Below are 26,787 nucleotides of genomic sequence, written 5' to 3' on the forward strand. Positions count from 1 at the left end.
AGGCGTAATGGCGCTGCCCTACTCTGCGACTTTGCTTTGGTTGTAGCTGGTGGAGCGCTCCTGCCCGCTGAGTTCCGCAATGGCGTCCATGATGCGGTCCGTCACTTCCCGCCGGGCGGGCAGGGAGTGGTCCGGTCCGGTTTTGTCGAAGTACAGCGGCTCCCCCACCTTCATGGTGAAGTGCTGCGGCTTCACGCCTTTTTCGCCGGCCCGCTGCAGGTTCTCCGTGCCGATCAGGCCGACGGGAACCACGGGAGCCCCGGTGGTAAGGGCCAGCCAGCCCACCCCCGTGCGCCCCCGGTAGAGGAGGCCGTCCCGGGACCGGGTGCCCTCCGGGTAAATGCCGATTCCCTTGCCTGATTCAAGGATGTCCAGCAGGGTCTTCAGCGCCTGGACGCTGGCGGCCTGCTCACCGCGTTCCACCGGGATGGAGCCGACGGATTCGAAGAAAGCCTTCATGACTTTCCCTTTGATGCCGCCGGTGGTGAAGTACTCCGCTTTGGCGAAGAACGCCACCGGGCGGGGCATGAGCGCTTGGACAATGACGCTGTCAAAGAAGGACAGGTGGTTGGGGGCGACGATGAACGGCCCGTCCTTGGGGACGTTTTCAAGGCCGACGACGGTGGGCCGGCAGGTGCCGGAGATCAGGTTGCGGGTGGTCCAGCGGACGACATCAAACATTTCCATCGTTGGTCACCTCGCTCATGGCCGAAGCGTGAATGGACTGCAGCCGCTCCACGGCGTTGACGAGTTCGGCGGCGTTTGCGACGACAGTGAAGGCGCCGGCGCCCTCCAGCTCGCCGTCCGGCGCGAATCCCCACGCTACGCCGATGCAGTCCAGGCCGTTGGCGATGGCGCCCGAGACATCCTGCGCGCGGTCCCCAACCATGACGGCGTGGTGGGTGTCGAGGTCTTTCAGGGCAGCTGCGATGATCTCCGTTTTTCCGAGCGGGACGCCGTCCACTGCGGATTCATTGTCCGCGGAACCGTGGATGCCGCGGAAGAGCCCATCGATGCCGTGGTGGGCAAGGACGGTGCGGGCGATGGTCTGCGGTTTCTGCGTCGCCACGGCTACGGGCAGGCCGGCAGCCGCGAAGGTTTCCAAGACTTCCCGGATGCCCGGGTAGAGCCGGCCCTGGGCGATTCCGGTTTCCGCGTAGTAGGCACGGTACCGGCGGATCACATCGTCGAGGCGGTCCGCCGGAACCCGCGCCACATTCAGCAGGGCGTCGCTGAGCTTGGGGCCAATCATGGAATCGAGCAGCTCCTGGCTGGGCACGGGAAGTCCCAGCTCCTTCAGGGCCGAGGAGATTCCGTCAGTTATCCCACCGGCAGGATCGACAAGAGTGCCGTCCAGGTCAAAGATCACGGGCACTGTTGTTGAAGTCACCGGGTTAGTTTCTCATGCCTTTACGGGTGCCCGAAACTCGCATTCCACCAGGGGAATACTTCCGGTGGAACCGCGCCGGGGTCAGCGGAGAATTTCAGCCAGGAACGCGGCGGTGTGGCTGGTGGTGGAGGTGGCCACCTGCTCGGGGGTTCCCGTGGCCACGATCTTTCCACCGCCGGAGCCGCCGTCAGGCCCCAGGTCAACGATCCAGTCCGCACTCTTGATGACATCAAGGTTGTGCTCGATGGTGATGACCGTGTTGCCCTTGTCCACCAGCCCCTGCAGGACCAGCAGCAGCTTCCGGATGTCCTCGAAGTGCAGGCCCGTGGTGGGCTCGTCCAGGACGTAGACGCTACGGCCGTTGGACCTCTTCTGCAGCTCGGCAGCCAGCTTCACGCGCTGCGCCTCGCCGCCGGAGAGGGTGGTGGCGGGTTGACCGAGGCGGACATAGCCCAAGCCGACGTCCACCAGCGTGTTCAGGTGCCGTGCGATGGGCGAAAATGCCGCAAAGAACTCGGCGCCTTCCTCGATGGGCATGTTAAGGACGTCGGCGATGGTCTTGCCCTTGTAGTGGACTTCAAGGGTTTCCCGGTTGTAGCGGGCGCCGTGGCACACCTCGCAGGGCACGTAGACGTCCGGCAGGAAGTTCATCTCGATCTTCAGGGTGCCGTCGCCCGAGCATGCTTCGCAGCGGCCGCCCTTGACGTTGAAGGAGAACCGGCCGGGCAGGTAGCCGCGGACCTTCGCCTCTGTGGTTTCGGCGAAAAGCTTGCGGATGTTGTCGAACACACCGGTGTAGGTGGCGGGGTTTGAACGTGGTGTCCGGCCGATGGGGCTCTGGTCAACGTGGACCACCTTGTCGAGGTGTTCAAGGCCCTGCACCGTCTTGTGCCGGCCGGCCACCTGCTTTGCCCCGTTGAGCTTGTTGGCGAGCACCTTGTAGAGGATCTCGTTGACGAGCGTGGACTTGCCGGAGCCACTGACGCCCGTGACTGCCGTCAGCAGGCCCAGCGGGAACGCTGCGTCCACATTGGTGAGGTTGTTCTCCCGGGCGCCGACCACCTTCAGCTCGCGCTTTTTGTCGTACTTGCGGCGCTTCTTGGGGACTTCGATGCTCTTCCGGCCGGACAGGTAGTCGCCGGTCAGGGAGTCCGTGTTGTCGAGGAGCTCCTTATAGGAACCGGAGTGGACCACCTGGCCGCCGTGCTCACCGGCGCCGGGTCCGATGTCGACGATCCAGTCCGCCACATGGATGGTGTCCTCGTCATGTTCCACCACGATCAGGGTGTTGCCCATGTCGCGGAGCCTGGTGAGGGTGTCGATCAGGCGGCGGTTATCACGCTGGTGAAGACCGATGGACGGTTCGTCCAGGACGTAGAGGACACCCACCAGGCCGGAGCCGATCTGGGTGGCCAGGCGGATACGCTGCGCCTCGCCGCCGGACAGTGTGGCGGAGGGGCGCTCCAGGTTCAGGTACTCCAGGCCCACATCGAGGAGGAAGGTCAGCCTGGCCTGGATCTCCTTGAGAACCTGGTGGGCAATCTGCGCTTCGCGGCCGGTGAGGACAAGGTTGTCGAGGAACGCAGCACATTCACGCATGGGCAGCGCTGCCACCTCGGCAATGGACTTGCCGTTGATCAGCACCGACAGTGAGGCCGGGTTCAGCCGCGCGCCGTTGCAGGCAGGGCAGGGAATCTGGCGCATGTACTCTTCGTAGCGGTCGCGCGCCCAGTCAGAGTCGGTTTCGCCGTGCTTGCGGTGGACGTACTGGATGGCACCTTCGAAGCCGGTGCTGTACTTGCGTTCGCGGCCAAAGCGGTTGCGGTACTGCACCACCACTTTGTGGTCCTTGCCGTGCAGGACCGTCTGGCGGACATCCTTGCCCAGCTTTTCCCAGGGGGTGTCCATGGAGAACCCGAGTTCCTTGGCCAGGCCCTCGAGGAGCCGGTTCCAGTACTCGGTGGTGGCGGTGCCGAGGGACCACGGCGCGATGGCGCCTTCCGACAGGGACAGCTCGGGGTTGGGGACGATCAGCTCGTCATCAACCTCCAGCTTGGTGCCGATGCCGCTGCAGGCTGCGCAGGCCCCGAACGGGTTGTTGAAGGAGAAGGACCGCGGTTCGATCTCGTCGATGGCCAGCGGGTGTTCGTTGGGGCAGGCCAGGTTTTCGGAGAAGGCCCGCGTGCGGCCGGGGTCGTCTGCGTCAAGGTCGACGAATTCGGCCAGGACCCGCCCTTCAGCGAGGCCGAGGGCGGTTTCGATGGAGTCCGTGAGGCGCTGGCTGATGCCTTCCTTGACCACCAAACGGTCCACCACCACTTCGATGGTGTGCTTGTACTGCTTGCCGAGCTTGGGCGGATCGCTGAGCTGGATGAGGTCGCCGTCCACCCGCGCCCTGGAATATCCCTTGGCCGAAAGCTCCTTGAAGAGGTCGACGAATTCACCCTTGCGTCCGCGGACTACGGGTGCGAGGACCTGGAAGCGGGTTCCGTCCTCCAGCTCCAGCAGCTGGTCCACGATCTGCTGCGGCGTCTGCTTGGCCACGGGTTCGCCACAGACGGGGCAGTGCGGCCGGCCGACGCGTGCCCACAGGAGGCGCATGTAGTCGTAGATCTCGGTGATGGTTCCCACCGTTGACCGGGGGTTCTTGCTGGTGGACTTCTGGTCGATGGAGACCGCCGGCGACAGTCCTTCGATGAAGTCGACATCGGGCTTGTCCACTTGGCCCAGGAACTGGCGCGCGTAGGCGGAAAGGGACTCGACGTAGCGTCGCTGGCCTTCGGCGAAGATGGTGTCGAAGGCTAGCGAGGATTTGCCGGAACCTGAAAGGCCGGTGAAGACGATCATGGCGTCGCGGGGCAGGTCGAGGTCCACGTTGCGCAGGTTGTGCTCGCGCGCACCCTTGACCACAAGCCGGGAGAGATCGTGGCGTTGGGGGCTGTCGGCGGAGGTGGCGGTGAAGGAAGCGGGGACGGCTGTTTCTTCGGCTACGGCTTTAGGCACCCCATAATGCTAATCGAAAATTTCTTCGAACGCGCACGGTTCCGCCCTCAGGGAACATCGTAGGCGGCAGCCAGCAGCTTCACGGCTTCCGCAAACGTTGCCCCCTGCGCTTTGGCGGTGGCAGCGTACGCCGCAGCAGCATCGGACAGACCGCCGAGGCGTTCGTCACGGGCGCAAACCACTGTGCCGTTCCTGCCCCGGGTTGCCACAATCCCTGCTGCTTCGAGCTCCTTGTAGGCCCGCGCCACAGTGTGCGGTGCGACCTCCAGCCGCTCCGCGAGTGCACGGACCGCAGGCAGCCTGGTGCCGGGCGCCAGCGCCCCATTGTCCACCTGGTGGATCACCTGCAGGCGCAGCTGTTCAAAAAGGGCCACGGTGCTGGTGGAGTTGGGCTTCCATGTCCCGGGGAATTCGGCTGCGGAGCTCACAGTCCGGCCTCAAGGGCACCGGAGCGGCGGGGAGCCGGCGAGAACTGGGCGTTGTAAAGCCGTGCGTAAAAGCTGTTCGCGGCCAACAGGCCCTGGTGCGTGCCCTGCTCAACAATCCGTCCGTGGTCCATGACGAGAATTAGATCAGCGTTCCTGACGGTGGACAAACGGTGCGCGATGACAAAGCTGGTCCTCCCCCGCCGCAGCCGGAGCATCGCCTGGCGGATCAGCAGTTCGGTCCTGGAATCTACGGAACTGGTCGCCTCATCGAGGATCAGCACGGCCCGGCCGGCCAATTGTGCCCGGGCGATGGTGATGAGCTGGCGCTGGCCCTGGCTGAGCGGCTCGCCTCCGTTTTCCAGCACGGTGTCGTAGCCGTCCGGCAGCGACCTGGCGAAGCGGTCCACGTAGCTGGCCTCCGCCGCGGCCCGGATCTCCGCCTCGGAGGCGCCGGGCAGCCCGTAGGCGATGTTGTCCCTGATGGTTCCGCCAAACAGCCACGTATCCTGAAGCACTACCCCGAATTGTTCGCGGAGCCGGTCCGGCTGGACAGCGGCGATGTCGGTGCCGCCCATGGTGATGGCGCCCGTGCCCGGTTCGTAGAACCGCATCAGAAGGTTTACCACCGTGGTTTTGCCCGCCCCGGTATGGCCCACGATGGCGACCATCTGGCCAGGTTCCACTGCGAACGACAGGTTCCGGACTGCGGGCGCTGCGCCTGGGTAGCCGAATGTCACGTCGTCGAAGACGATGCGCCCGCCTGACGGCGCTTCCAGGGTGCCTCCGTCCGCGTCCTCTTCCGAGTCAAGGAGGACAAACACGCGTTCCGCGGATGCCACGCAAGACTGGATCAGGTTGAGTAAGCCGCCGATCTGGCCCACCGGCTGGGTGAACAGCCGGCTGAACTGGATGAATGCCTGGATCCCGCCGATGGTCATGGCGCCTGCGATGACCTGGAGGGCGCCAACCACCGCCACGGCGATGTAGTTGAGGTTTGCCATCAGCACCATCAGGGGCTGAACCACGCCGGCGGAATACTGCGCTTTGGTTGCCGCGCGGGCCAACCGGCTGTTGCTGCTCGCGAAAACCTCGGCGGCCTGCGGTTGCTGCCCAAAGGCCTTGATCACCTCATGGCCCGTGATGAATTCCTCGACGTGGGAGTTCAGCTCCCCTGTTTCCGTCCATTGGCGGGCGAAATGCTCCTGCGACCTGCGGGCCACGAGCACTGTGACACCCATGGACAGCGGAACTGAGGCGATGGCTATGCAGGCGAGGAGGGGGGATATCCACAGCATCATTGCGAGCGACCCGAACAGCATCAGGACGGACATGATCAGCTGGGTGAGGAGCTGGTTCAGCGCCTGGGAGACGTTGTCGATGTCGTTGGTGGCCCGGCTCAGCACGTCGCCGCGGGACCGTTCCCGGAAATAGGTGGACGGAAGGCGGTGCAGTTTGCTTTCCACGGCGCCGCGCAGCCCGTACATGACGCCCTGGACGGACCTGGCAGTGAGGGCACCCTGCACCCAGTTGAACAGCGATGTGAAGATGTACATCAGCGACACGGCAGCCAGCAGGAGGCCGAGGCCTTCCTGGTCCAAGGCTCCCCTGACCACCCCGTCCACCACAATGTCGGTGGCGTCGCCGAGCAGTTTGGGGGCTGCCACATTCAAGGCGGCGAAACCGCAGGTAGCGGCAACGGCACCCAGCATCAGGGCCCGGAACGGCCGGAGCAGGCCCAGCAGCCTCCCGGCGGTGCGCCAGAATCCGGCCCCTCCCATTTCGGCGCCGGGTGTCGCCGTCATTGCGGGCCGTCCAGTGCGAGCTGCGAGTCGGCGATTTCCCGGTAGGTAGGCGACGTTTCCAGCAGCTCGCCGTGCGTTCCCTGCGCGACGAGCCGCCCGCCGTCGAGCACCAGGATCAAGTCGGCGTCCTCCACCGCGGCGATGCGTTCGGCCACGACAATCCTGGTGGCCGCGGCAAGCCGGACGTCCAGAGCCTGCCGGAGCCTGGTGTCCGTGTCGTAGTCCAACGCGGAAAAGCTGTCGTCAAAGAGGTACAGCGGGGCCCTGCGCAACAGCGCGCGGGCAATGCACAGCCGCTGCCGCTGCCCGCCGGAGAGGTTGGTGCCCCCCTGCCCCACCGGCGTTGCCAGCCCCAGCGGGAGGTCCCGCATGAAGCGCATGGTTTGTGCCGCCTCGAGGACCTCCCAGAGCTCGTGGTCGGAGGCTCCGGGTGAAGCCATCCGGAGGTTGTCCGCAATGGTCCCGGAAAACAGGTGGGAGTGTTGCGGGACGATCGACATGGATCTGCGCAGGACGTCCAGCGGCAGGTCGCGGACATCGGTGCCGTCGAGGAAGATGCTGCCTTCGGTGGTGTCGAGGAACCTCGGCACCAGGTTCAGCAGCGTTGATTTGCCGCTGCCGGTGGACCCGACGATCGCCGTGGTGGTCCCGGGCGCTGCCACAAAGTTCAGGTCTGCGAGAACCGGTGCTTCGGCCCCCGGGTAGGAGAAGCCAACCCCCCTGAACTCAAGGGCGCCGGGCCCGGCCAGGGGCGTCACAGGATCGCCCGCGGCTACGGCAGGATGCGACGGCGGGAGGCTGCCGGGGCCGGCGACGGAGGATTTGGTATCCAGCACAGCGGAGATCCGCTCGGCGCAGACTGCCGCCCGCGGGGCCGTCATCAGCACGTACATGGACATCATGATGGCCAGGAGGATCTGCAGGATGTAGGCGATGAAGGCGGTCAGCGCGCCGAGGTTCATCTCGCCGGACTGGATCCGGTGGCCGCCGAACCAGACCACCGCCACCGAGGAGAGGTTCACCACGAGCATGATCAGGGGCAACATGCCGGCTACGAGCAGCGCAGACTGCAGGTTGTTGGCCGTAAGGCCTGAGTTGGCGCGGGCAAACCGGCGCGTCTCGTGGTCCTGCCGGACGAAGGCGCGGATGGCGTTGGCGCCGATGATCTGCTCCCGAAGGATGCCGCCGGCGTTGTCGAGCAGGTCCTGGCCGTCGCGGTAGAGCGGAATGAGGCGCCGGACGATCAGGGCCATGATCAGGACCAGCAGCGGCACGATGACGATGACGATGGCGGACAGTGCAACGTCCTGCTGCAGGGCAAGGATGATGCCGCCGACGCCCATGGCCGGGCCCGCCACCAGCATTGTGAAGACCAGGATGGCGAAGGACTGCACCTGCTGGGTGTCGTTGGTGGCCCGGGTGGTCAGGCTTTGGGTGCCGAAGCGGGCAACTTCCAGGGAGGACAGGGACTGGATCCGGGCGAAGATTTCCGCGCGGAGCCGGTGCCCGATCCGCATGGCCACCACGGCGCCCAGGTACCCCGCGGCTATGGCGGCGGCCGCCTGGACAACGGCGATACCGGCCATTACGACACCCAGGCGGGAAATGACGCCGGTATCCCCGGGAACAATGCCGTCATCAATGATGGCGGCATTAACGGTTGGCAGCAGGAGGTTGGCGGCTGCCTGGATGAGCTGCAGCAGGACGACGGCGGCGACGGAACCCTTTTGGTCCGAGAGCAGGCGCCTCATCAAACCGATCAGCAACGAACCTCCACTTCGGTCGGGGGCCGTCGGGGCCGGACGTCGGCCTCTCCCCCAGAAACCACTCCGTCATTGTAAGCCAGATCACTTTTCCCTGCTGTCAAAGACATGACAGGTCGGTTGAGCCGCCTGCACAGCATCAGGACAACAGGGGAAAGCGCTCAGTCCGATTTGCGTCCCACCGCAAAGATCCTGCGGAAGGGAAAGACTGTGCCATGCCGGCCCGGAGGGTAGGCCGCACGGAGCGCCTCCGCGTATTCCGCTTCGAAGGCGGCACCGTCCTCCGCCGGGAGCACAGCCAGGACGGGGCGCAGGGCGGTGCCACGAACCCATTCAAGGACGGGGTCAGGCCCGGGCAGCAGCTGCTGGTAGGTGGTTTCCCACGCATCCGCGGTGCAGCCGGCGTCGAGCATTATCCCGAGGTAGTCCGCCGGTTCACCGACGGACTCTCCACCCCGCAGGACGCCGTCGAGCTGGGGCGCCCACCGCGCCGACCCTGCCAGCTGGCGCATCAGTTGATGGGATGGGGCGGTGAAGTTCCCGGGCACCTGCATCGCGAACCAGCCGCCGGGGCGCAGCGCGGCCAGCCAGGTCCGCAGCAGGTCCTGGTGCCCGGGGACCCACTGGAGCGCTGCGTTTGTCACCACCACATCCGTGTCAGCGGCGGGCAGCCAGTCCCGGATGTCCTGCTGCTTAAACTCGAGGGACGGTTGCGCGGCGGCGAGGTCCGCGGCCTTGTCCAGCATCTGGGCCGAGGAGTCCACCCCCACCACCCGGGCACCGGGCCAGCGGCGGGCGAGCGTTGCCGTCAGGTTGCCGGGCCCGCAGCCAAGGTCAACCACTTGGCCGGGGCTGGCGGCTTCGATCCTGCCGGTGAGGTCGAAGAACGGGCGGTTCCGGTAGTCGCCGAACTCAACGTACGTCGCCGGATCCCATTTCATAAGCTTCTCCATGCCCTCGTGCTGACTCTGCTACGGGAAGCCTAGTCCGCGGCGAAGGGCAGCGGCACCGTGCGCCGGACCGGCGGATTTCCTGCCGCAGCGGGGCACTAAGCTGGAAAACAATGAAACTCGTTGACCAGCTGACCGATCTGACCGCGCCGGGACCGTCGGCCGCCGTCGACCCCGACGACCTGTACACCCGCTTCGTGGAATGGACTGAAAGCCGCGGCCTGGACCTGTATCCGGCGCAGGACCAGGCCATCATGGAGCTCGCCACCGGCGCCAACGTCATCCTCGCAACACCCACCGGGTCCGGGAAGTCCCTGGTTGCCATCGCGGCCCACTTCCAGGCTATGGCGCGGGGCCTGCGCAGCTACTACACGGCGCCGATCAAGGCGCTGGTATCGGAAAAGTTCTTTGCGCTCTGCGAGATTTTCGGCGCTGAGAACGTGGGCATGATCACCGGCGATTCGGGCGTGAACCAGGACGCCCCGATCATCTGCTGCACCGCCGAGATCCTGGCCAACATTGCCCTGCGCGAGGGCGACACGGCGGACCTGGGCTCCGTCATCATGGACGAGTTCCATTTCTACTCGGACCCGCAGCGCGGCTGGGCCTGGCAGGTGCCGCTGCTGGAACTGCCGCAGGCGCAGTTCCTCCTCATGTCCGCCACGCTGGGCGACGTGACCCGGTTCGAGAAGGGCCTCACGGCCCTGACCGGGCGCCCCAGCACCACCGTGAGCTCGGCGGAGCGGCCCATTCCGCTGCATTTCTACTATCACGAAACCCCGGTCCACGAGACCCTCGAAGAGCTGCTGTCCACCAAGCAGGTTCCGGTGTATGTGGTGCACTTCAGCCAGCTCGAAGCGATCGACCGCGCCCAGACGCTCATGAGCATCAACGTGTGCACGCGGGAAGAGAAGGACAAAATCGCCGAGCTCATCGCGAACTTCCGGTTCGCCGCCGGGTTCGGGAAGACCCTCAACCGGCTGGTCCGCCACGGGATCGGTGTGCACCACGCCGGTATGTTGCCGAAGTACCGGCGCCTGGTGGAACAGCTGGCGCAGGCGGGACTGTTGAAGGTCATCTGCGGTACGGACACCCTGGGCGTGGGCATCAACGTTCCCATCCGCACCGTGCTGCTCACTGCCTTGAGCAAGTACGACGGCGTCCGCACCCGGCTGCTCAACTCCCGCGAGTTCCACCAGATTGCCGGGCGCGCCGGCCGGGCGGGGTACGACACCGCCGGCACCGTGGTGGTGCAGGCCCCGGAACATGTCACCGAAAACGTCAGGGCCATGGCCAAGGCCGTGGCCAAGTTCGGCGACGACCAGAAGAAGCTGCGCCAGGTGGTTAAGAAGAAGCCCCCGGAGGGTTTCGTGTCCTGGGGCGAACCCACTTACCGCCGGCTCGTGGAATCCGTTCCGGACCCGCTGGCGTCCAGCTTCACGGTCACGCACGCCATGCTGATGAACCTGATGGAACGTCCCGGAGACCCGTTCGCCGCCGCACGCCGGCTGCTGACCGAGAACCACGAAACCCGGCCGGCGCAGCTCCGGCTGATGAAGAAGGCCCTGGGCATCTACCGCGAGCTGCTGGCCGCCGAGGTTGTGGAGCGGATCCCGGCAGCCGAACAGGGTCCGGACGGCCGCGCCGTGCGCCTGACGGTGCACCTGCAGGCCAACTTCGCACTCAACCAACCGCTCTCCCCCTTCGCACTCGCCGCGCTGGAGCTCCTGGACCCGGAGTCGCCGTCGTACGCCCTGGACGTGGTGTCGGTCATCGAGGCGACCCTGGAAAAGCCGCGCCAGATCCTGTCTGCGCAGCTGAAAAAGGCCCGCGGCGAGGCGGTAGCCGCTATGAAGGCTGACGGGATCGAGTACGACCAGCGGATGGCCATGCTGGACGAAGTGACGTACCCGCAACCGCTGGCGGACATCTTGGCGGAGGCCTTCGAGGTATACCGCAAGGCCGCCCCGTGGGTGGGCGACTTCGAGCTGGCGCCCAAATCCGTGGTCCGGGACATGTACGAGCGCGCCATGAACTTCGGCGAGTTTGTCCAGTTCTATGGGCTGGCCCGCTCTGAAGGCATTGTGCTGCGGTACTTGGCCGATGCGTTCAAGGCCCTCCGGCAAACCGTCCCGCAGGACATGCTCCGGGACGATTTGGAAGACCTGACCGCATGGCTGGGCGAGCTGGTCCGGCAGGTGGATTCCAGCCTCCTGGATGAATGGGAGGAACTGGCGTCCGGGGCCATGCCCACGCCGCATGACGCACCACCGCCTCCCCCGCCGTCGCTGACGTCCAATATCCGCGCCTTCCGCGTGATGGTCCGCAACGAGATGTTCCGCCGGGTGGAGCTCTTCGCCGACGAGGACGCGGCGGCACTGGGTGATCTCGACGGCGGCTCCGGCTGGGACGCCGACCGCTGGGAAGACGCACTGGACGACTACTTCGACGAACACGACGACATCGGCACCGGACCGGACGCCCGCGGTCCCGGCCTGCTGATCATCACGGAGGAAGCCGGGGTGTGGAAGGTGCGCCAGATCTTCGACGACCCGGCGCGGAACCACGACTGGGGCATCTCCGCCGAAGTGAACCTGGCGGAATCGGACGAAACCGGCACCGCGGTCGTGAGGGTAACGGGCGTCAACAGGCTTTAGGTAAGCTCGGACAATGAGTGTAATCCGCCCCGCAACCGAGCACGACGTCCCGGCAATCCTCCGGATGATCCACGAACTGGCGCACTACGAAAAGGAGCCTGACGCAGTCCGGAACACGCCGGAAATGCTGCAGGCTGCGCTCTTTGGCAGCAACCCCCGGGTGTTCGCCGCCATGGCCGAGAACGCGGCAGGCGAAGTGCAGGGCTTCGCTCTGTGGTTCCTGAACTATTCCACCTGGGAGGGCGTCCACGGGATCTATCTCGAGGACCTCTACGTCAGTCCGGAGGCGCGCGGCGAGGGCCACGGTAAGGCGCTGTTGAAGCACCTGGCGGGTATCGCCGTCGACAACGGCTACGCCCGGGTGGAATGGAGCGTGCTCGACTGGAACGAGCCCTCCATCAACTTCTACCGCAGCTTGGGTGCCCGTCCGATGGACGGGTGGTCGACGTTCCGGCTTACCGGCGAAGCCCTGGACCAGTTTGGCAGCACAGTCCCGGCCGCGACCCATGGCTGAGGCAGGCCACCAGGTCCGCGCACGCCACGAATTCCGCGGCATGCGCACCGTGGAGCACGTCTTCACCGTGCCCCTGGACTATGCCGCCACCGGCAGGGACGCAGAAACCATCACGGTCTTTGCCCGCGAATATGTTGCAGCCGGCCACAGTGCCGAGGAAGCGGAGAACCTGCCCTGGCTGTTGTTCCTGCAGGGCGGCCCGGGAGGACGCGGCAACAGGTTCGGGACGTTGGGCGGTTGGAGCAAGGCAGCGGCCAAGGACTTCCGCATCCTCATGCTGGACCAGCGCGGAACCGGCCTGTCCACCCCGGCGGACCGCAAGACCCTTCCGCTGCGTGGTACGGCAGCCGGGCAGGCTGCCTACCTGGAGCACTTCCGGGCAGACTCGATCGTTGCCGACGCAGAATTGATCCGCAAAGCGCTGGGCATTCCGTACTGGACCATCTACGGCCAGAGCTACGGCGGGTTCTGTGCCCTGACCTACCTGTCCTTTGCCCCCGAGGCCCTCCGCCAGGTGCTCATCACCGGCGGGCTCGCCCCGCTGACGGGTCCGGCCGACGATGTGTACCGTGCAACGTTCCAACGGGTTGCAGCTCGGAACGCGGAGTACTTCTCGTGGTACCCCGAGGACCGGGAGACACTCGAACGGATCGCCCGCCACTTGCGCAGCGTGCCCGAGAACCTGCCCGACGGCAGTCCGTTCACAGTGGAGCGGCTGCAGATGCTGGGGGCGTTCCTGGGCGGCAACACCAGGGTGGACAGCCTCCACTACCTCCTTGAGGACGCCTTTACGGATACCCCTGACGGGGTTAGTCTTTCCGACGGCTTCCTGGAGCAGGTGCACGGCGTCGTCTCGCGGGCGGCCAACCCGCTGTACGCCCTGATGCATGAGTCCATCTACGGCCAGGGCGAGGCCACGGATTGGGCCGCCTGGCGGGTACTGGACGAATACCCCGAGTTCCGGCCGGACGCCGAGCCGTTGCTGCTCACCGGCGAGATGGTCTACCCCTGGTACTTCGACCAGGACCCGGCACTGCGGCCGCTCCGGGAGGTGGCCCGCCTGCTGGCCGCCAAGAACGACTGGAAGCCGCTCTACGACGTCCGCAGGCTCGCCGCCAACCGGGTGCCTGTGGCCGCTGCCGTTTACTCTGACGACATCTACGTGGACCGGAAACTCTCCCTGGAGACGGCAGCCACAGTCCGTGGCCTCCAGGTCTGGGAAACGGGCGATTTCCACCACGATGGGATCGCCGACGACGGTGAAGGGATCTTCGCCCGGTTGTTGGGAATGGCAGCGTCAGGCCGCCGCTGAATTCCGGGGCGCCCTCGCCCGTGTGATCGCCGCGCCGGCCAGGACGCAGGCGGCGATAGCGCCGGCAAGCACGTTGAGTCCGAAGTATCCCGCCCCGCTCAGCACCAGGCCGGAGGCTGCGCCGCCCACCGCTCCTGCGGCACCCATCAGCATGTCCGAGACACCTTGAACCACCACGCGTTCGTCCTGCTCCACGCTTTCGGCCAGCAGCGTGGATCCGGCCACGGTGGATGCTGACCACCCCAGCCCCAGCAGCACCAGCCCGGCGGCCACCGCGACGGTGGAGTCCTGCCCGAAGCCAGCCACTGCCACGCCCGCAATGAGTGTGGCAAACCCGAGCATGATGGTCTCCGTCCGGCCTGCCTTGTCCGTCAGCCATCCCATGACTGGAGACAGGGCGAACATTCCGGCGATATGCAGTGAAATGGTGAAGCCGATGACCACCAGGGCTCCGCCGTCTGCCGCGTGGCCGGCGTGCGGCATTCCTGCCCCTTCCACCAGGTGCTGCAGGTGCAGCGGCGTCATGGACATGACGCCCACCATGACAGCGTGGGCACCAACTACCGCGGTGACGGCCAGCAGCGCCATCCGTGAACCGCGGATGGCGCGCATGCCCCTGGCGAGCCGGCCTCCCTGCGTCGGCCGCAGACTTGTGCCGGTCCCGGCGTCACCGGCCCGGCCCGCAAGTTCCCGCGCCAGCAGCAACGGATCCGGTCGGAGGCCCGCGAACACGAGGATGATGGCCACCAGCAGGCCGGCGCTGGAGATGACGAACGGCCCGGCCACGGGCGGCAGTCCCATCGCCAGTCCCACGGCGGCGCCCGGCTGGATCAGGTTCGGTCCGGCCACGGCGCCGATGGTGACCGCCCAGACGACCGTTGCCAGCGCCCGGCCGCGGTGTCCGGCGTCGGCAAGGTCGACGGCGGCGAAACGGGCCTGGAGGTTGGCTGCGGTACCTGCCCCGATGCCCGCCGCGCCCAGCAGGAGGAGCACGAACACCCCGGTCACCACCGAGAGCACCATCAGGAGCGCGCCGGCCAGCGCCGCGAGCATGCCGGCCACCTGCCCCGCCCTGCGCCCCCTGCGGTCCGCCAGGGCTGCAAGCGGCAATGCCGACACCGCGGCGCCGAGGGTCATGACAGTGGCCACCGCTCCTGCCCAGGCGCCGGAGCCGGACAGTTCAACGGCAAGGATGGAGCCAATGGAGACGGTGGCACCCGTGCCGATGCCGCCAAAGACCTGCGCGGCAGCCAAGAGGGCCACGGTGCGCCGCTGCACCCGTACAACCTCATGCTCCGCCATGATGGCCATGGATCGAGCATAGTCCCGTGGGACGCCATCCATCAGGGGTTAAAAACAGCAGTCCCGGCGCGCATGCGGCCGGGACTGCTGTCTGCTGAAGCGGGACGGAGTGTCTACTCGGCGTCGCTGTGGCTCTTTCGGACGTCCTCTTCGAGGCGCGGGTCCATGTGCGCTTCCTTCGCTTTGGAGCTGAGGAGGCTGGCAACGACGGCGATGACGATGGTTCCGACGATGACCGCGAGGGACACGAACGTGGGGATTTCAGGTGCCCACTCAATGTGCTTGCCGCCGTTGATGAACGGCAGTTCGTTCACGTGCATGGCGTGCAGGACCAGCTTGACGCCGATGAACGCCAGGATGAAGGAGAGGGCGTGCTTCAGGTACACCAGGCGGTTCATGAGGCCGCCGAGCAGGAAGTACAACTGGCGCAGGCCCATAAGGGCGAACAGGTTCGCGGTGAACACGATGAACGGGCTCTGGGTGAGGCCGAAGATGGCGGGGATCGAGTCCACGGCGAACAGGAGGTCCGTCAGGCCGATGGTGATGAACACGATCAGCATGGGGGTGAAGACCCTCTTGCCGTTCACGGTGGTGCGCAGCTTGCCTTCGTCGAACTTCTCCGACATGGGGATGACCTTGCGGATCCGGGCGATGAGGGGGTTTTCCTTGTCCTCTTCATCTTCGCCTTCGTCCTGGGCCTGCTTCCAGGCGGTCCAGAGCAGGAAGGCACCGAAGATATAGAACACCCAGCTGAACTGCTCGATCACGATGGCGCCGAGAAGGATGAAGATGCCGCGCAGGACCAGGGCGATGATGATGCCCACCATCAGCACTTCCTGCTGGTACTTCCTGGGCACCGAGAACCGGGCCATGATGATGATGAAGACGAAGAGGTTGTCGATGCTGAGGCTGTACTCAGTGACCCAGCCTGCAACGAACTGGCCGCCATACTCGTGTCCGGCGAAGATAAACATGGCGCCGGCAAACAGCAGGGCCAGGGTGACGTAGAACGCCACCCACAGTCCGGCTTCCTTCATGGACGGTTCGTGCGGGCGGCGAACGACCAAAAGCAGGTCGATCAGGAGGATCAGGCCGAGGACGACAAATGAGCCGACCTCGAACCACAAGGGCAATTCGAGCACAGGGGTAGCCTTTCGCGGGGTACAGAGATGCGGTGTAAGTCTCTCCGGCCAGCCTGGGCACTTGGTGCTGATGCGGCGGGCCCGCTACGCCCGGCCGGGCAACCATGCCCTGCGTGTTGACGATCGTAGCGCTTTGGGATACTCCCCTACGTGACGTTAACTGTACCGCAGCGCAGCTGGATGCGACCCCGGGGTGACGTATGTGTCAGGCGTGGCCGGCGGCCTGCATCTGCCGCAGTTCCTTCTTCAGTTCGCTGACCTCGTCCCTGATGCGGGCGGCCACTTCGAACTGCAGTTCCGCCGCGGCCCCGTGCATCTGCTCGGTCAGTTGCGCGATCATGCCCACCAGGTCCTCTGCCGGTGCTGCTGCCAGGCCGTCCGCCCGTACCTGCGCAGCTCCCTTCTTCGCACCGGCCTTCGTTGCACCTGTAATGCCACGCTTGCCTTTGCCGTAGTCGAAGCTGCCCAGCAGCGCATCGGTGTCGGCGTCTTCCTTGGCCAGCTGGTCCGTGATGTCGGCGATCTTCTTCCGCAGAGGCTGCGGATCAATCCCATGCTCGGTGTTGTAGGCCACCTGGATGGCACGGCGCCGGTTGGTTTCATCGATGGCCTGGGCCATGGAGTCAGTGATCCGGTCCGCGTACATGTGCACCTGGCCGGAGACGTTGCGGGCCGCACGGCCGATGGTCTGGATCAGTGACGTGGAGGACCGGAGGAAGCCTTCCTTGTCGGCGTCGAGGATGCTGACCAGGGAAACCTCGGGCAGGTCGAGGCCCTCCCTCAGGAGGTTGATGCCGACAAGGACATCAAAGGTCCCCATCCGGAGCTCCCTCAACAGCTCCACGCGGCGCAGCGTGTCGACGTCCGAGTGCAGGTATTCGACTTTGACGCCGTGGCCCAGGAGGTAGTCGGTGAGGTCTTCGGCCATCCTCTTGGTAAGGGTGGTCACGAGGACACGTTCGTTCTTTTCGGTACGCGTCCTGATCTCGCCCAGCAGGTCATCGATCTGCCCCTTGGTGGGTTTGACCACCACCTCTGGATCGATCAGGCCGGTGGGCCGGATGATCTGCTGGACAAAGCCGTCAGCCTTGCCCAGCTCGTATTTGCCGGGCGTTGCCGACAGATAGACGGTCTGGCCGACGCGCTCAAGGAATTCGTCCCATTTAAGCGGCCGGTTATCCATGGCGGAGGGCAACCGGAACCCGAAGTCCACGAGGTTCCGCTTCCGGGACATGTCACCTTCGTACATGGCGCCGATCTGCGGCACTGTCACGTGGGATTCGTCGATGACCAGCAGGAAGTCGTCCGGGAAATAGTCCAGGAGGCAGTGCGGCGCCGTGCCGCGGGCACGGCCGTCGATGTGGGAGGAGTAGTTTTCGATGCCGTTGCAGAAACCCATCTGCTGCATCATTTCCAGGTCGTAGGTGGTCCGCATCCTGAGCCGCTGGGCCTCGACGAGCTTGTTCTGGCTCTCAAGGACCTGGAGGCGCTCTGCCAGTTCGTCCTCGATCCGCTTGATGGCGCGGCTCATCCGCTCGGGCCCCGCCACGTAGTGCGAAGCCGGGAAGACGTACATCTCTTCTTCGTCCTGGATGATTTCGCCGGTCAGCGGGTGAAGGGTCTGGATGTTCTCGATTTCGTCCCCGAAGAACTCGATCCGGATGGCGAGTTCCTCGTACATGGGGATGATTTCCACGGTGTCGCCGCGGACGCGGAACGTCCCGCGGTGGAAGTCCATGTCGTTGCGGGCGTACTGCATGGAGACAAACTTCCGGAGGAGGTCGTCCCGGTTCATTTCGGCGCCCTTGCGCAACGTCACCATGCCGGCGATGTACTCTTCCGGGGTGCCCAGGCCGTAGATGCAGGACACGGTGGCCACCACAACGACGTCGCGCCGCGTGAGCAGGGCGTTGGTGGCGGAGTGCCGCAGCCGCTCGACTTCCTCGTTGATGGACGAGTCCTTCTCGATGAAGGTGTCCGTCTGGGCCACGTAGGCCTCAGGCTGGTAGTAGTCGTAGTACGACACGAAGTATTCCACCGCGTTGTTGGGCAGCAGCTCACGGAATTCATTGGCCAACTGCGCGGCGAGGGTCTTGTTCTGGACCATCACCAGGGTGGGCCGCTGCACCTGTTCGATGAGCCAGGCGGTAGTGGCACTCTTGCCGGTACCCGTGGCGCCCAGCAAAACCACGTCTTTCTCGCCGTTGTTGATCCGCTCCGTCAGGTCGGCGATGGCGGCAGGCTGGTCGCCGGCCGGCTTGAACTCGCTGATGACTTCGAAAGGCGCTACAACACGGTTGATATCCTGCGCAAGGCTCATGGATCTAATCTACAACCGGGCACTGACACTGGACGTTCCAGTCCGTTACGGGCGAACATCCAGATGCGGTATCCGCGCCTTCAGGGCGCGTACGACGGCGGTTCCCACCCGGTTGCGCCGGCCCAGGCCGCCATTGCGGGCCACGCGACGTCCGTGAACCACGGCTCCTTGGCCTCCGCGTAGGCCCTGGTGCTGCCCGAGCTTGCGTGCGCCGCCGCAAGTTCCGCCTTGTGCGTTTGATAGAGGCTGCGCGCTGAGGAATCGTTCCGCAGCCAGTCCCGGCACAGCAGGGCGTAGCGCCAGCCGGGAGAGCCTGCCACCCGTACGTGGATATTGACGGCCCGGCCGGGATCGGCGTTGGCGTGGAATCTCTTCTGCCACTGGCCCGGATCGGGGTCGGTTGGTTTCGGGGTGTCCTGGCCCGCGCCGGGGACCAGCGGGAAGCCTGCCGCACCCAGCAACGGGGCCAGCCTGTCCGCGGCATCCAGCCCGGAGACCGCAACCTGCAGGTCGATGACGTCCTTCGCGGCCAGGCCCGGGACGGAGGTGGAGCCGATGTGGTCCACTGCAAGGATCAGCCCCGGAGCCGCGGCCATGAGCCTCGCGGCGATCCGTTCGGCCTGTTGCGGCCAGTCCTCCCGATAAGCCTCGAGAATGGGCGCCCCGTCCCTTGCGGCCCGCACGCCGGCTGCCAGGTTCCGGGCGTACGGCAGCAGGCGGCTGTCCCAAAGGTTGTCCACCTGCTCGAGTGTGTGCTGCAGGGTGCCGGAGTTGTCCAGGACGATGTCGGCCGCGGCCAGCCTGGTATCCCGCGGAGCCTGCGCTGCCATCCGGGAGCGGGACGCCTCAGCGCTCATGCCCCGCAGCTGCTGCATCCGCTCCAGCCGCAAGCCGTCCGGGGCGTCTACCACCAGGACAAGGTGGAAGTTGCTGCCCTGGCCGGTCTCCACCAGCAGGGGAATATCCTGGACCACCACCGAATCCTCCGGCGCGGCATTGGTGATGGCTGCAGCACGGGCGCGTACCAGCGGATGCACAATACCGTTCAACGCCGCCAGGCGGTCCTTGTTGCCGAACACCGCCTCACCGAGCCGTGGACGGTCAAGCCGGCCCTCGGCGTCGAGCATGTCCTGGCCGAATTCGGCAACGATGCGTTCCAGTCCCTCGGTGCCGGGCTCCACCACCTCGCGGGCGAGTGCATCCGCGTCCACCAGGACCGCCCCGCGCTCCTTCAGCCGGGAGGCAACCACCGACTTCCCTGACGCGATCCCGCCGGTCAATCCGATCTTCAACACCGTCCCAGCCTAGACGGAAGGCACGCGCCGCCGCGCCACATTCCCGGCCCGGGGCGCAGGGCCGGGACAGCCTGCCGGTTCGATAGTCTGAGTCCATGACTGCAGGGGGTGCGGCCACGGAGCCGCTGGTCCACATCAAGGATTTCCGGATGGACTTTGGTGACGCCACCGTCATCAGGGACCTGTCCTTCGACGTGCGTGCCGGGGAAACCTTCGGGTTCCTGGGAAGCAACGGCTCTGGGAAAACCACGACGTTGCGCGCCTTGCTGGGGATCTACCAGCCCACCGCGGGGACGCTCCACATTGGCGGTAAACCGTTTGAACCAAGCGACGGCGCCAGGCTGGGCTATCTCCCCGAGGAGCGCGGCCTGTACAAGAAGGAACCGGTCCTGGACGTCATGGTCTACTTCGGCCGGCTCAAGGGCCTGGGCAAGGCGCAGGCCAAAGCCTGGTCCCTCGATTACCTGGAGCGCGTGCAGCTGGCGGACAAGGCTGCCGCCAACCTGGACAAACTCTCCGGTGGGCAGCAGCAGAAGATCCAACTCGGCGTCACTATCATGAACGCCCCGGAACTGCTGATCCTGGACGAACCCACGAAGGGCTTCGACCCCGTGAACCGCCGCCTGCTGATGGACATCATCGAAGAACAGAAACTGGCCGGCGCCACGGTCATCATGGTCACCCACCAGATGGAAGAAGTGGAACGGCTCTGCGACCGCGTCATCCTCCTCAAGGACGGCACGTCCCGCGCCTACGGCACAGTGGAGGAGGTGCAGGAGCAGTTCGGCGGAACCGTCTACCGGGTGGGCTACGACGGGGTCCTGCCCCATTCCACCCTGTACGACATCGCGCTCGACTCCGGCGGGTACGCCGAGCTGGCCCCACGCCCGGGCGCGGGGCAGGCAGCCGTCCTGCGCGAGCTTGTCACCGCCGGAGCCGGCGTCAGCAGCTTCACCACAGCCCGCGTTTCCCTGGATGAAATCTTCATCCGGGTCTACGGGGAACAGGACCAACCCGCGGAGGTCCGGCCATGAGCACTGCACCATCACGTTCTGCCTCCACTCCGCCCATCCCGGCCCGGCGCCCGGCGGTGCGCTGGCATAACCTTGGCACCGTGGTGGGGTTTGAATTCTTCCGCACCACCAAGAAGCCCCGGTTTTGGATCGCCACGCTGGCCATACCCGTGGTGACGGCAATCGTCTTTGCCTTGATCTTCGTCAGTAACAGCTCAACCAGTGCGTCGGCGGATGCACAGAAGAACGCAGCGTTGTCTTTCACCTACACGGACGCGTCGGGGATCATCCCGGAGGCCGCCGGCCGGGCAGCCGGCGGATCCAAAGCGGCAAACCCGGAGCAGGCACTCGCTGACGTCAAGGCCGGGACCGTGGATGCCTACTTCGCCTATCCTGCCAACCCCGCCGCCGAACCGGTGCAGGTGTACGGCGCGGACCGCGGGGTTTTCGCCAACGGAACCTACGAGGCGGTGGCCAAGCAACTGCTCATGCTGGCGGCGCAGGCAGACATTGGCTCACCGCAACTGACGGCGGCAGCAAGCGGGAACATCAAGGTGGACACCGAGACTTACCGTGACGGGCAGGCCTCCGGCGGCTTCGGAGCCGCCGTGCCGCCGCTGATGTTCCTGGTGCTTTTCTACGTGATGATCATTCTCCTCTCGAACCAGATGCTGAACAGCACCCTCGAGGAGAAGGAGAACAGGGTCACGGAAATGATCCTGACCACGCTGAACCCCACCACCCTGATCATCGGGAAAATCATCTCGCTCCTTTTGGTGGGCCTCGTGCAGATTTCGGTGTTCCTGGCCCCGGTCGTCATCGGCTTTGCCTTCTTCAGGGACAGGCTGTCCCTTCCCGACATCGATCTCTCCGACGTCGTGTTCGAACCGGGCCCGCTGATGGTGGGCGCGCTGCTGCTGCTGGGCGGTTTCCTGCTGTTCACTGCCGTTTTGGGGGCCATTGGCGCGGTGATGCCCAACGCCAAGGAAGCCGGCGTGGTCTTCGGCCCGCTGATGGCGCTGATTTTCGTGCCGTTCTACGCCATCAGCCTCATCCTGAGCGACCCCCGGTCCCCCATCGTCCAAGTGTTTACCTACTTCCCGCTCTCGGCGCCCGTCACCGCCATGCTCCGGAACGGCTTCGGAACCCTGAGCCCCGCCGAGTCGATCATCGTCATAGCCGAACTGTTCATCGTCGGCGTCCTCACGCTCCGCCTGTCCGTGCACCTGTTCCGCTACGGGTCCATCCAGTACACCGGCAAGCTGTCACTGGCCAAGACCCTGCGCCGCCGCCCGCGCGAGTCCGCCGGCAAGTAGCGCCGCCGCAGTGGCAGCCCTTCGGCTCGGGCTAGACTGACCCCGTGGTGGATGCAGCGGAGCCCGGGAACAGCAGGGCCACGGCCTACACCGCACTGTTGGCGGGGGACGATTTCCGGCACGAGCTGGAAATTAAGCGGTCCCGGTTCATCACCGTGCTGCGCCGTTCGGGCAGCGAAGACGAAGCCCGTTCACTGGTGGCAGACCTCCGCCGCGAGTTCCACGACGCCCGGCACCACTGTTCCGCGTTCGTGATCGGCCCCGACCGGGAAATCCAGCGCTCCAGTGACGACGGCGAACCCTCCGGAACCGCCGGAATCCCGATGCTGGAAGCCCTCACCAAGAAGGAAACCGCGCCCGGGGCCACGGACCTCAGCGACATCAGCGCCGTCGTCGTCCGTTACTTCGGTGGCATCCTGCTGGGTGCAGGCGGCCTGGTGCGTGCCTACTCGGAATCTGTGTCATCGGCGCTGGCCCTGGCGCCCCTGGTGCGGCGCAGCCGGCTCCGGATCTGCGCCATCCCAGTGCCGCACGGCGTTGCCGGACGGCTCGAGAACGATCTGCGTTCCGGCGGTTTCACCATGGCCGGCACCAGCTACGGAGGCAGCCACACGGTGCTGCGCATCGCCGTGCCGGACACCGATAATGAAGTCTCCGCCGCTGCCGAACGGGTGCTGGGCCTGACCGCCGGATCCGCCACGCTGGCCCCCGAAGGAACGGAGTGGATTGATGTGCCCAACGCCTGAACCGCAGCACTCCCCCGGCGTGACGCTGGTGGACGTCGATGAGCTGGTACTGGAACAGCTGCTGTCCCTGGCCCACCGGGATGCGTCCCCGGACGAGGTGGCTCCCCCTTTGGGCGGGCCAGGCTGGAACCCGGAACGCACAGCGTGGTTCCGTAACTACCACCGCGAAGCCGCGGCAGGACTGGACGGTGACGCCGGGGAAAAGAGCTGGGCGGTCTTCAGCGGGGGCAACGCTGCAGGGTCCGTGCGCCTGAAACGGGTCGCACCGGCGGAGGTTCCCACGGCAGAGACGGGCATCTGGCTGGGACGGAGCTTCAGGTCCCGGGGCGTCGGCACCGCTGCGCTGGCGCTCGTTCTTGACTACGCCCGCCGTGCGGGACTCTCCCGGGTCACCGCCCGGACGCTGGCCGGGAACCGCGCCGCCCAGCGTCTGCTGGCCTCAGCCGGCTGCCGCCTCACGCCCGACGACGACGGAACGGTCCTCGCCGTCGTCGACCTCTCATCCGACTGGCAGTGAGCCGCATTCCGGATCTCACATGCATCACTTACAGGTGCCGGTTGGCCACCGCTCAGCGGGATTGCAGGGAACACCGCGTTCCGGGAGGCTAAGAATCACGCATTTTGGTCAGCCTCAGCTTTAAGCCAACAAGACCCCCTGCCGTACGGCAGGGGGTCTTGTTGTGTCAGCCCCGAAGGGCCGGCGGCAAATTAGTTGCCGGTCAGCTTCTCGCGCAGGGCAGCAAGTGCCTCGTCCGAAGCCAGGGTGCCGGCACCGGAATCGGTGGCAGCGGGCTCCGAGGAGTAGCTGGTGGCACCCGAGTCGCTGTCACCGGACGTTGCTGCTGCAGCGTCGTCGGCGGCGTGCTGGGTAACCTGCTTCTTGTGGGCTTCCCAACGGGTCTGGGCGTCAGCGTACTGCTGCTCCCAGGCGGCGCGCTGGTTCTCGTAGCCTTCAAGCCACTCGTTGGACTCGGGATCGAAGCCCTCGGGGTACTTGTAGTTGCCCTCTTCGTCGTACTCTGCGGCCATGCCGTACAGAGCGGGATCGAATTCGGTGCTGTCGGCGTCGACGCCCTCGTTGGCCTGCTTGAGGGACAGCGAGATGCGGCGGCGTTCCAGGTCGATGTCGATGACCTTGACGAACAGTTCGTCTCCAACGGAGACAACCTGCTCAGCCAGCTCAACGTGGCGCACGGCGAGCTCGGAGATGTGGACCAGGCCTTCGATGCCGTCTTCGACGCGAACGAACGCACCGAACGGAACCAGCTTGGTGACCTTACCCGGAACAACCTGGCCGAGGGCGTGGGTGCGGGCGAAGGTCTGCCACGGATCTTCCTGCGTAGCCTTGAGCGACAGGGAGACGCGCTCGCGGTCCAGGTCGACCTCGAGGACCTCGACAGTGACTTCCTGGCCAACTTCGACAACCTCGGACGGGTGGTCGATGTGCTTCCAGGACAGCTCGGAAACGTGGACGAGGCCGTCTACGCCGCCCAGGTCCACGAATGCACCGAAGTTGACGATGGAGGAAACAACGCCGGGACGGACCTGGCCCTTTTCCAGCTTGTTGAGGAACGTGGAGCGGACCTCGGACTGGGTCTGCTCGAGCCATGCACGGCGGGACAGGACCACGTTGTTGCGGTTCTTGTCCAGCTCGATGATCTTGGCTTCGATCTGCTGACCGATGTACGGAGCAAGGTCGCGCACACGGCGCATCTCGACGAGGGATGCGGGCAGGAAGCCGCGCAGGCCGATGTCGAGGATAAGACCACCCTTGACAACCTCGATGACGGTACCGGTGACGACACCGTCTTCTTCCTTGACCTTCTCGATGTCGCCCCAGGCGCGCTCGTACTGAGCACGCTTCTTGGAGAGGATCAGACGGCCTTCTTTGTCTTCCTTGGTGAGCACCAGGGCTTCGACCTGATCGCCAACGGAGACAACGTCTCCGGGATCAACGTCGTGCTTGATGGACAGCTCGCGGGAGGGGATGACACCTTCGGTCTTGTAACCGATGTCGAGCAGGACTTCGTCGCGGTCGACCTTGACGACGGTACCTTCGACGAGGTCTCCGTCGTTGAAGTACTTGATGGTCGCGTCGACTGCGGCGAGGAAGTCCTCAGCGGTACCGATGTCGTTAATGGCGACTACGGGGGTACCGGGCTTCTCGGTGGAGGTGATGGTCATGTAGTAGGGGCTCCGTTGTGGATAGTTAGTCGGTCAGGCGGACCGGCGCACCCGCGTCATGGAACGCAGGCGCGATTCGCGGGAAATCCGACGGAATCCCCGGGTCATCCTGATTTATGGATTGGTGTACTGAGGTGTTTTATCACCGCAGAAGCGTGCACGTGGTACACGCCCGTTTATTCTAGTCGCAGCGCACAACAAGGGTCAAAAGCGGCAGCCCACCCGGCGCCCCGTCAATCGGCCTCGCGTCCCCGGCTGGAAGCGGGAAGCAGCAACGGTCAGAAGTGGGTAAGGCAGTGTGTTGCCCGCTCAACGGCGAACATCTGCTTGGCCTTGAACGCGGCCCCCTGTGCAGCCTCGCGGACTTTCCCGGCCGCCTTCAGCGTCACCGGGCACACACCGCCCAGGTAGATCGAGGCCAGCGCGGAGACGTCCAGTTCGAGGTCGGCGGGCGTATCGTCGGGGACGCGTTCGACGGCGGCCTGCCCCCCTTCGACATTAAGGGCGAAGGTTCCTCCGGTGAGGCCGAGGGTGTCGCCGACCGCCAGCACCAGCCGACCGTCTGCGGGGTAGTGCCTGGCGGCCAGCGCCGCGGGCACGTCGAGGAGCCGCAGCCACAGCATGTCGCGGCTGTCCGAAGCATCGATGCACCGCGGGTCCGCCAGCGCCCAGGCCAGTGGATCGTCCACCGGCGCTTCGTTCCAGGAGACCCGCTCCACGAGGTCGATGGCCGAGAGGTACTCCCAGAGCTCAAGGTAGGCGTGGTCCGTGGCGGCCACGAGGTCCACGACCTCGACCGTGTAGGGCTCGGTTTCCCAGCCGAGGAACTTGTAGGAGACGTAGCCGTCCACGCCGCCGTCGGCAGCATAGTGGAGCGCCACCTTGATGGCCGGGTCCTCCTTGCCGTCGCGGCCCAGGGAACCGGAGGCCAGCTGCCGGTACCAGTCCTGCCGGCCGATGGACCCAGGCGTGTTGCGGTGGACGCGGTTGAAGACGGCCGGCGCCACGTCCAGCAGCACCTTGGGATCGGCGACATCGATGGTCCCGGCGGCCTGGTGCGCCAGCTTGAACCGCGCGGTGGTGTCCACCTTGACGGAGCGTTCAAGGCTGGCCACGCCGTAGCCGAACCGCCCGTAGATGGATCCTTCGGAGGCGGTCAGCGCGGCCACGGCAATGCCGTCGTCCTTGGCGCCCTGCAGGTCCTCGGTCATCATGCGCCGCAGCAGGCCGCGCCGGCGGTGCGAGGTGCGGACAGTCACGGCCGTGACCAGCTGCGCTTCGAGCATGCGGCCGAAGCCGATGTTCAGGGTCTTCCGGAACGTTCCGAACGTAGCTACCGGTACCTCTGCCGGCAGCGACGACGGCGCCACGGTGCCGGTCTGGTAAGCGCCGGTGAAGATGCGTCCATCCGCCTCGTAGGTGGCTAGCGAACGTTCGCGGTGCTCGGGGGTCCGGGTGGACTCATGGAACCCGAAACCTACGGCCTGTGCCCAGGTTTCGGCTTCGGCATACCCGTCCTTCCCCTTGGATACCGCAGGGAAGCGCCGGATGTCATAGTTTCCGCTCATATCAGCCACAAGGGAGAGCGTAACCAATGCATCCGGCGCCTGACCAGCGCAGACACGCCCTGGCGAGGGCGTGCCTGCGCAC

At 65.7% G+C, this 26,787-nt stretch carries 20 protein-coding genes; 7 read left to right on the forward strand and 13 right to left on the reverse strand.

Annotated features, from left to right (window positions below):
* Positions 1–18 precede the first annotated feature (18 nt).
* The 7 genes from UC32_RS16490 to UC32_RS16520 all read right to left on the reverse strand — a co-directional run bounded on the left by UC32_RS16490 (position 19) and on the right by UC32_RS16520 (position 9,327).
* Entirely contained in the window at positions 19–687 is a 669-nt protein-coding gene (locus UC32_RS16490; RefSeq protein ID WP_045732275.1) for a lysophospholipid acyltransferase family protein, read from the reverse strand.
* The gene (locus UC32_RS16495) at positions 674–1,390 is read right to left on the reverse strand and encodes an HAD hydrolase-like protein (RefSeq protein WP_045732276.1); all 717 of its coding nucleotides are present in this window, start codon (positions 1,388–1,390) and stop codon (positions 674–676) included. The genes UC32_RS16490 and UC32_RS16495 overlap by 14 nt, the downstream gene beginning before the upstream one ends.
* Positions 1,391–1,471: 81 nt before the next feature.
* Positions 1,472–4,393: an excinuclease ABC subunit UvrA gene (gene uvrA, locus UC32_RS16500; RefSeq protein ID WP_045732277.1), complete on the reverse strand. Its 2,922-nt coding sequence runs from the start codon at positions 4,391–4,393 to the stop codon at positions 1,472–1,474.
* 47 nt (positions 4,394–4,440) lie between these two features.
* Entirely contained in the window at positions 4,441–4,821 is a 381-nt protein-coding gene (locus tag UC32_RS16505; RefSeq protein ID WP_045732278.1) for a GntR family transcriptional regulator, read from the reverse strand.
* Positions 4,818–6,623 carry an ABC transporter ATP-binding protein gene (locus tag UC32_RS16510; protein WP_045732279.1) on the reverse strand — a complete coding sequence of 602 codons (1,806 nt, stop codon included), beginning with the start codon at positions 6,621–6,623 and terminating at the stop codon, positions 4,818–4,820. Before UC32_RS16510 ends, UC32_RS16505 begins: the two co-directional genes overlap by 4 nt.
* A complete protein-coding gene (locus UC32_RS16515; protein WP_045732280.1) occupies positions 6,620–8,389 on the reverse strand; it encodes an ABC transporter ATP-binding protein in 1,770 nt (589 codons plus the stop codon). The genes UC32_RS16510 and UC32_RS16515 overlap by 4 nt, the downstream gene beginning before the upstream one ends.
* Positions 8,390–8,547: 158 nt before the next feature.
* Positions 8,548–9,327: a trans-aconitate 2-methyltransferase gene (locus UC32_RS16520; protein ID WP_045732281.1), complete on the reverse strand. Its 780-nt coding sequence runs from the start codon at positions 9,325–9,327 to the stop codon at positions 8,548–8,550.
* 122 nt (positions 9,328–9,449) lie between these two features.
* On the opposite strand from UC32_RS16520, the gene UC32_RS16525 reads away from it, so the two are divergent.
* The 3 genes from UC32_RS16525 to UC32_RS16535 are packed head-to-tail and all read left to right on the forward strand — an operon-like array spanning position 9,450 to position 13,819.
* Entirely contained in the window at positions 9,450–11,993 is a 2,544-nt protein-coding gene (locus UC32_RS16525) for a DEAD/DEAH box helicase (protein WP_045732282.1), read from the forward strand.
* 13 nt (positions 11,994–12,006) lie between these two features.
* Positions 12,007–12,507, forward strand: coding sequence for a GNAT family N-acetyltransferase (locus tag UC32_RS16530; protein ID WP_045732283.1), 501 nt, complete (start codon positions 12,007–12,009; stop codon positions 12,505–12,507).
* Positions 12,500–13,819, forward strand: a complete 1,320-nt coding sequence (locus UC32_RS16535) for an alpha/beta fold hydrolase (protein ID WP_045732284.1) — start codon at positions 12,500–12,502, stop codon at positions 13,817–13,819. Before UC32_RS16530 ends, UC32_RS16535 begins: the two co-directional genes overlap by 8 nt.
* On the opposite strand, the gene UC32_RS16540 is transcribed toward UC32_RS16535, so the two are convergent.
* The 4 genes from UC32_RS16540 to coaE all read right to left on the reverse strand — a co-directional run bounded on the left by UC32_RS16540 (position 13,805) and on the right by coaE (position 19,878).
* The gene (locus UC32_RS16540) at positions 13,805–15,130 is read right to left on the reverse strand and encodes an MFS transporter (RefSeq protein WP_045732285.1); all 1,326 of its coding nucleotides are present in this window, start codon (positions 15,128–15,130) and stop codon (positions 13,805–13,807) included. The genes UC32_RS16535 and UC32_RS16540 overlap by 15 nt on opposite strands.
* A gap of 104 nt (positions 15,131–15,234) precedes the next feature.
* Positions 15,235–16,263, reverse strand: a complete 1,029-nt coding sequence (locus UC32_RS16545) for a TerC family protein (protein ID WP_045732286.1) — start codon at positions 16,261–16,263, stop codon at positions 15,235–15,237.
* A gap of 205 nt (positions 16,264–16,468) precedes the next feature.
* Positions 16,469–18,583, reverse strand: coding sequence for an excinuclease ABC subunit UvrB (uvrB, locus tag UC32_RS16550; protein WP_045732287.1), 2,115 nt, complete (start codon positions 18,581–18,583; stop codon positions 16,469–16,471).
* An 80-nt stretch (positions 18,584–18,663) separates the two neighbouring features.
* Positions 18,664–19,878 carry a dephospho-CoA kinase gene (coaE, locus tag UC32_RS16555; protein ID WP_045732288.1) on the reverse strand — a complete coding sequence of 405 codons (1,215 nt, stop codon included), beginning with the start codon at positions 19,876–19,878 and terminating at the stop codon, positions 18,664–18,666.
* A 95-nt stretch (positions 19,879–19,973) separates the two neighbouring features.
* Between coaE and UC32_RS16560 the strand changes: the two genes are divergently transcribed.
* Genes UC32_RS16560 through UC32_RS16575 form a run of 4 tightly spaced genes read left to right on the forward strand, consistent with a single transcriptional unit; the run spans position 19,974 to position 23,470 of the window.
* Complete coding sequence (locus UC32_RS16560; protein WP_045732289.1) at positions 19,974–20,912, forward strand: ABC transporter ATP-binding protein; 939 nt, start codon at positions 19,974–19,976, stop codon at positions 20,910–20,912.
* Positions 20,909–22,207, forward strand: a complete 1,299-nt coding sequence (locus tag UC32_RS16565; protein WP_082072182.1) for an ABC transporter permease — start codon at positions 20,909–20,911, stop codon at positions 22,205–22,207. Before UC32_RS16560 ends, UC32_RS16565 begins: the two co-directional genes overlap by 4 nt.
* Positions 22,208–22,251: 44 nt before the next feature.
* Positions 22,252–22,953 carry an IMPACT family protein gene (locus UC32_RS16570; protein ID WP_152642648.1) on the forward strand — a complete coding sequence of 234 codons (702 nt, stop codon included), beginning with the start codon at positions 22,252–22,254 and terminating at the stop codon, positions 22,951–22,953.
* The gene (locus UC32_RS16575; RefSeq protein ID WP_045732290.1) at positions 22,937–23,470 is read left to right on the forward strand and encodes a GNAT family N-acetyltransferase; all 534 of its coding nucleotides are present in this window, start codon (positions 22,937–22,939) and stop codon (positions 23,468–23,470) included. Before UC32_RS16570 ends, UC32_RS16575 begins: the two co-directional genes overlap by 17 nt.
* Before the next feature lie 191 nt (positions 23,471–23,661).
* Here UC32_RS16575 and rpsA read toward each other — a convergent pair whose 3' ends face one another.
* The gene (rpsA, locus tag UC32_RS16580) at positions 23,662–25,137 is read right to left on the reverse strand and encodes a 30S ribosomal protein S1 (RefSeq protein WP_015937000.1); all 1,476 of its coding nucleotides are present in this window, start codon (positions 25,135–25,137) and stop codon (positions 23,662–23,664) included.
* A gap of 278 nt (positions 25,138–25,415) precedes the next feature.
* Positions 25,416–26,705, reverse strand: a complete 1,290-nt coding sequence (locus tag UC32_RS16585; protein WP_045732291.1) for a GNAT family N-acetyltransferase — start codon at positions 26,703–26,705, stop codon at positions 25,416–25,418.
* Positions 26,706–26,787: the final 82 nt, after the last annotated feature.

Origin of the sequence: Pseudarthrobacter chlorophenolicus (genome assembly GCF_000962805.1) — a bacterium.
Lineage (GTDB): Bacteria > Actinomycetota > Actinomycetes > Actinomycetales > Micrococcaceae > Arthrobacter > Arthrobacter chlorophenolicus_A.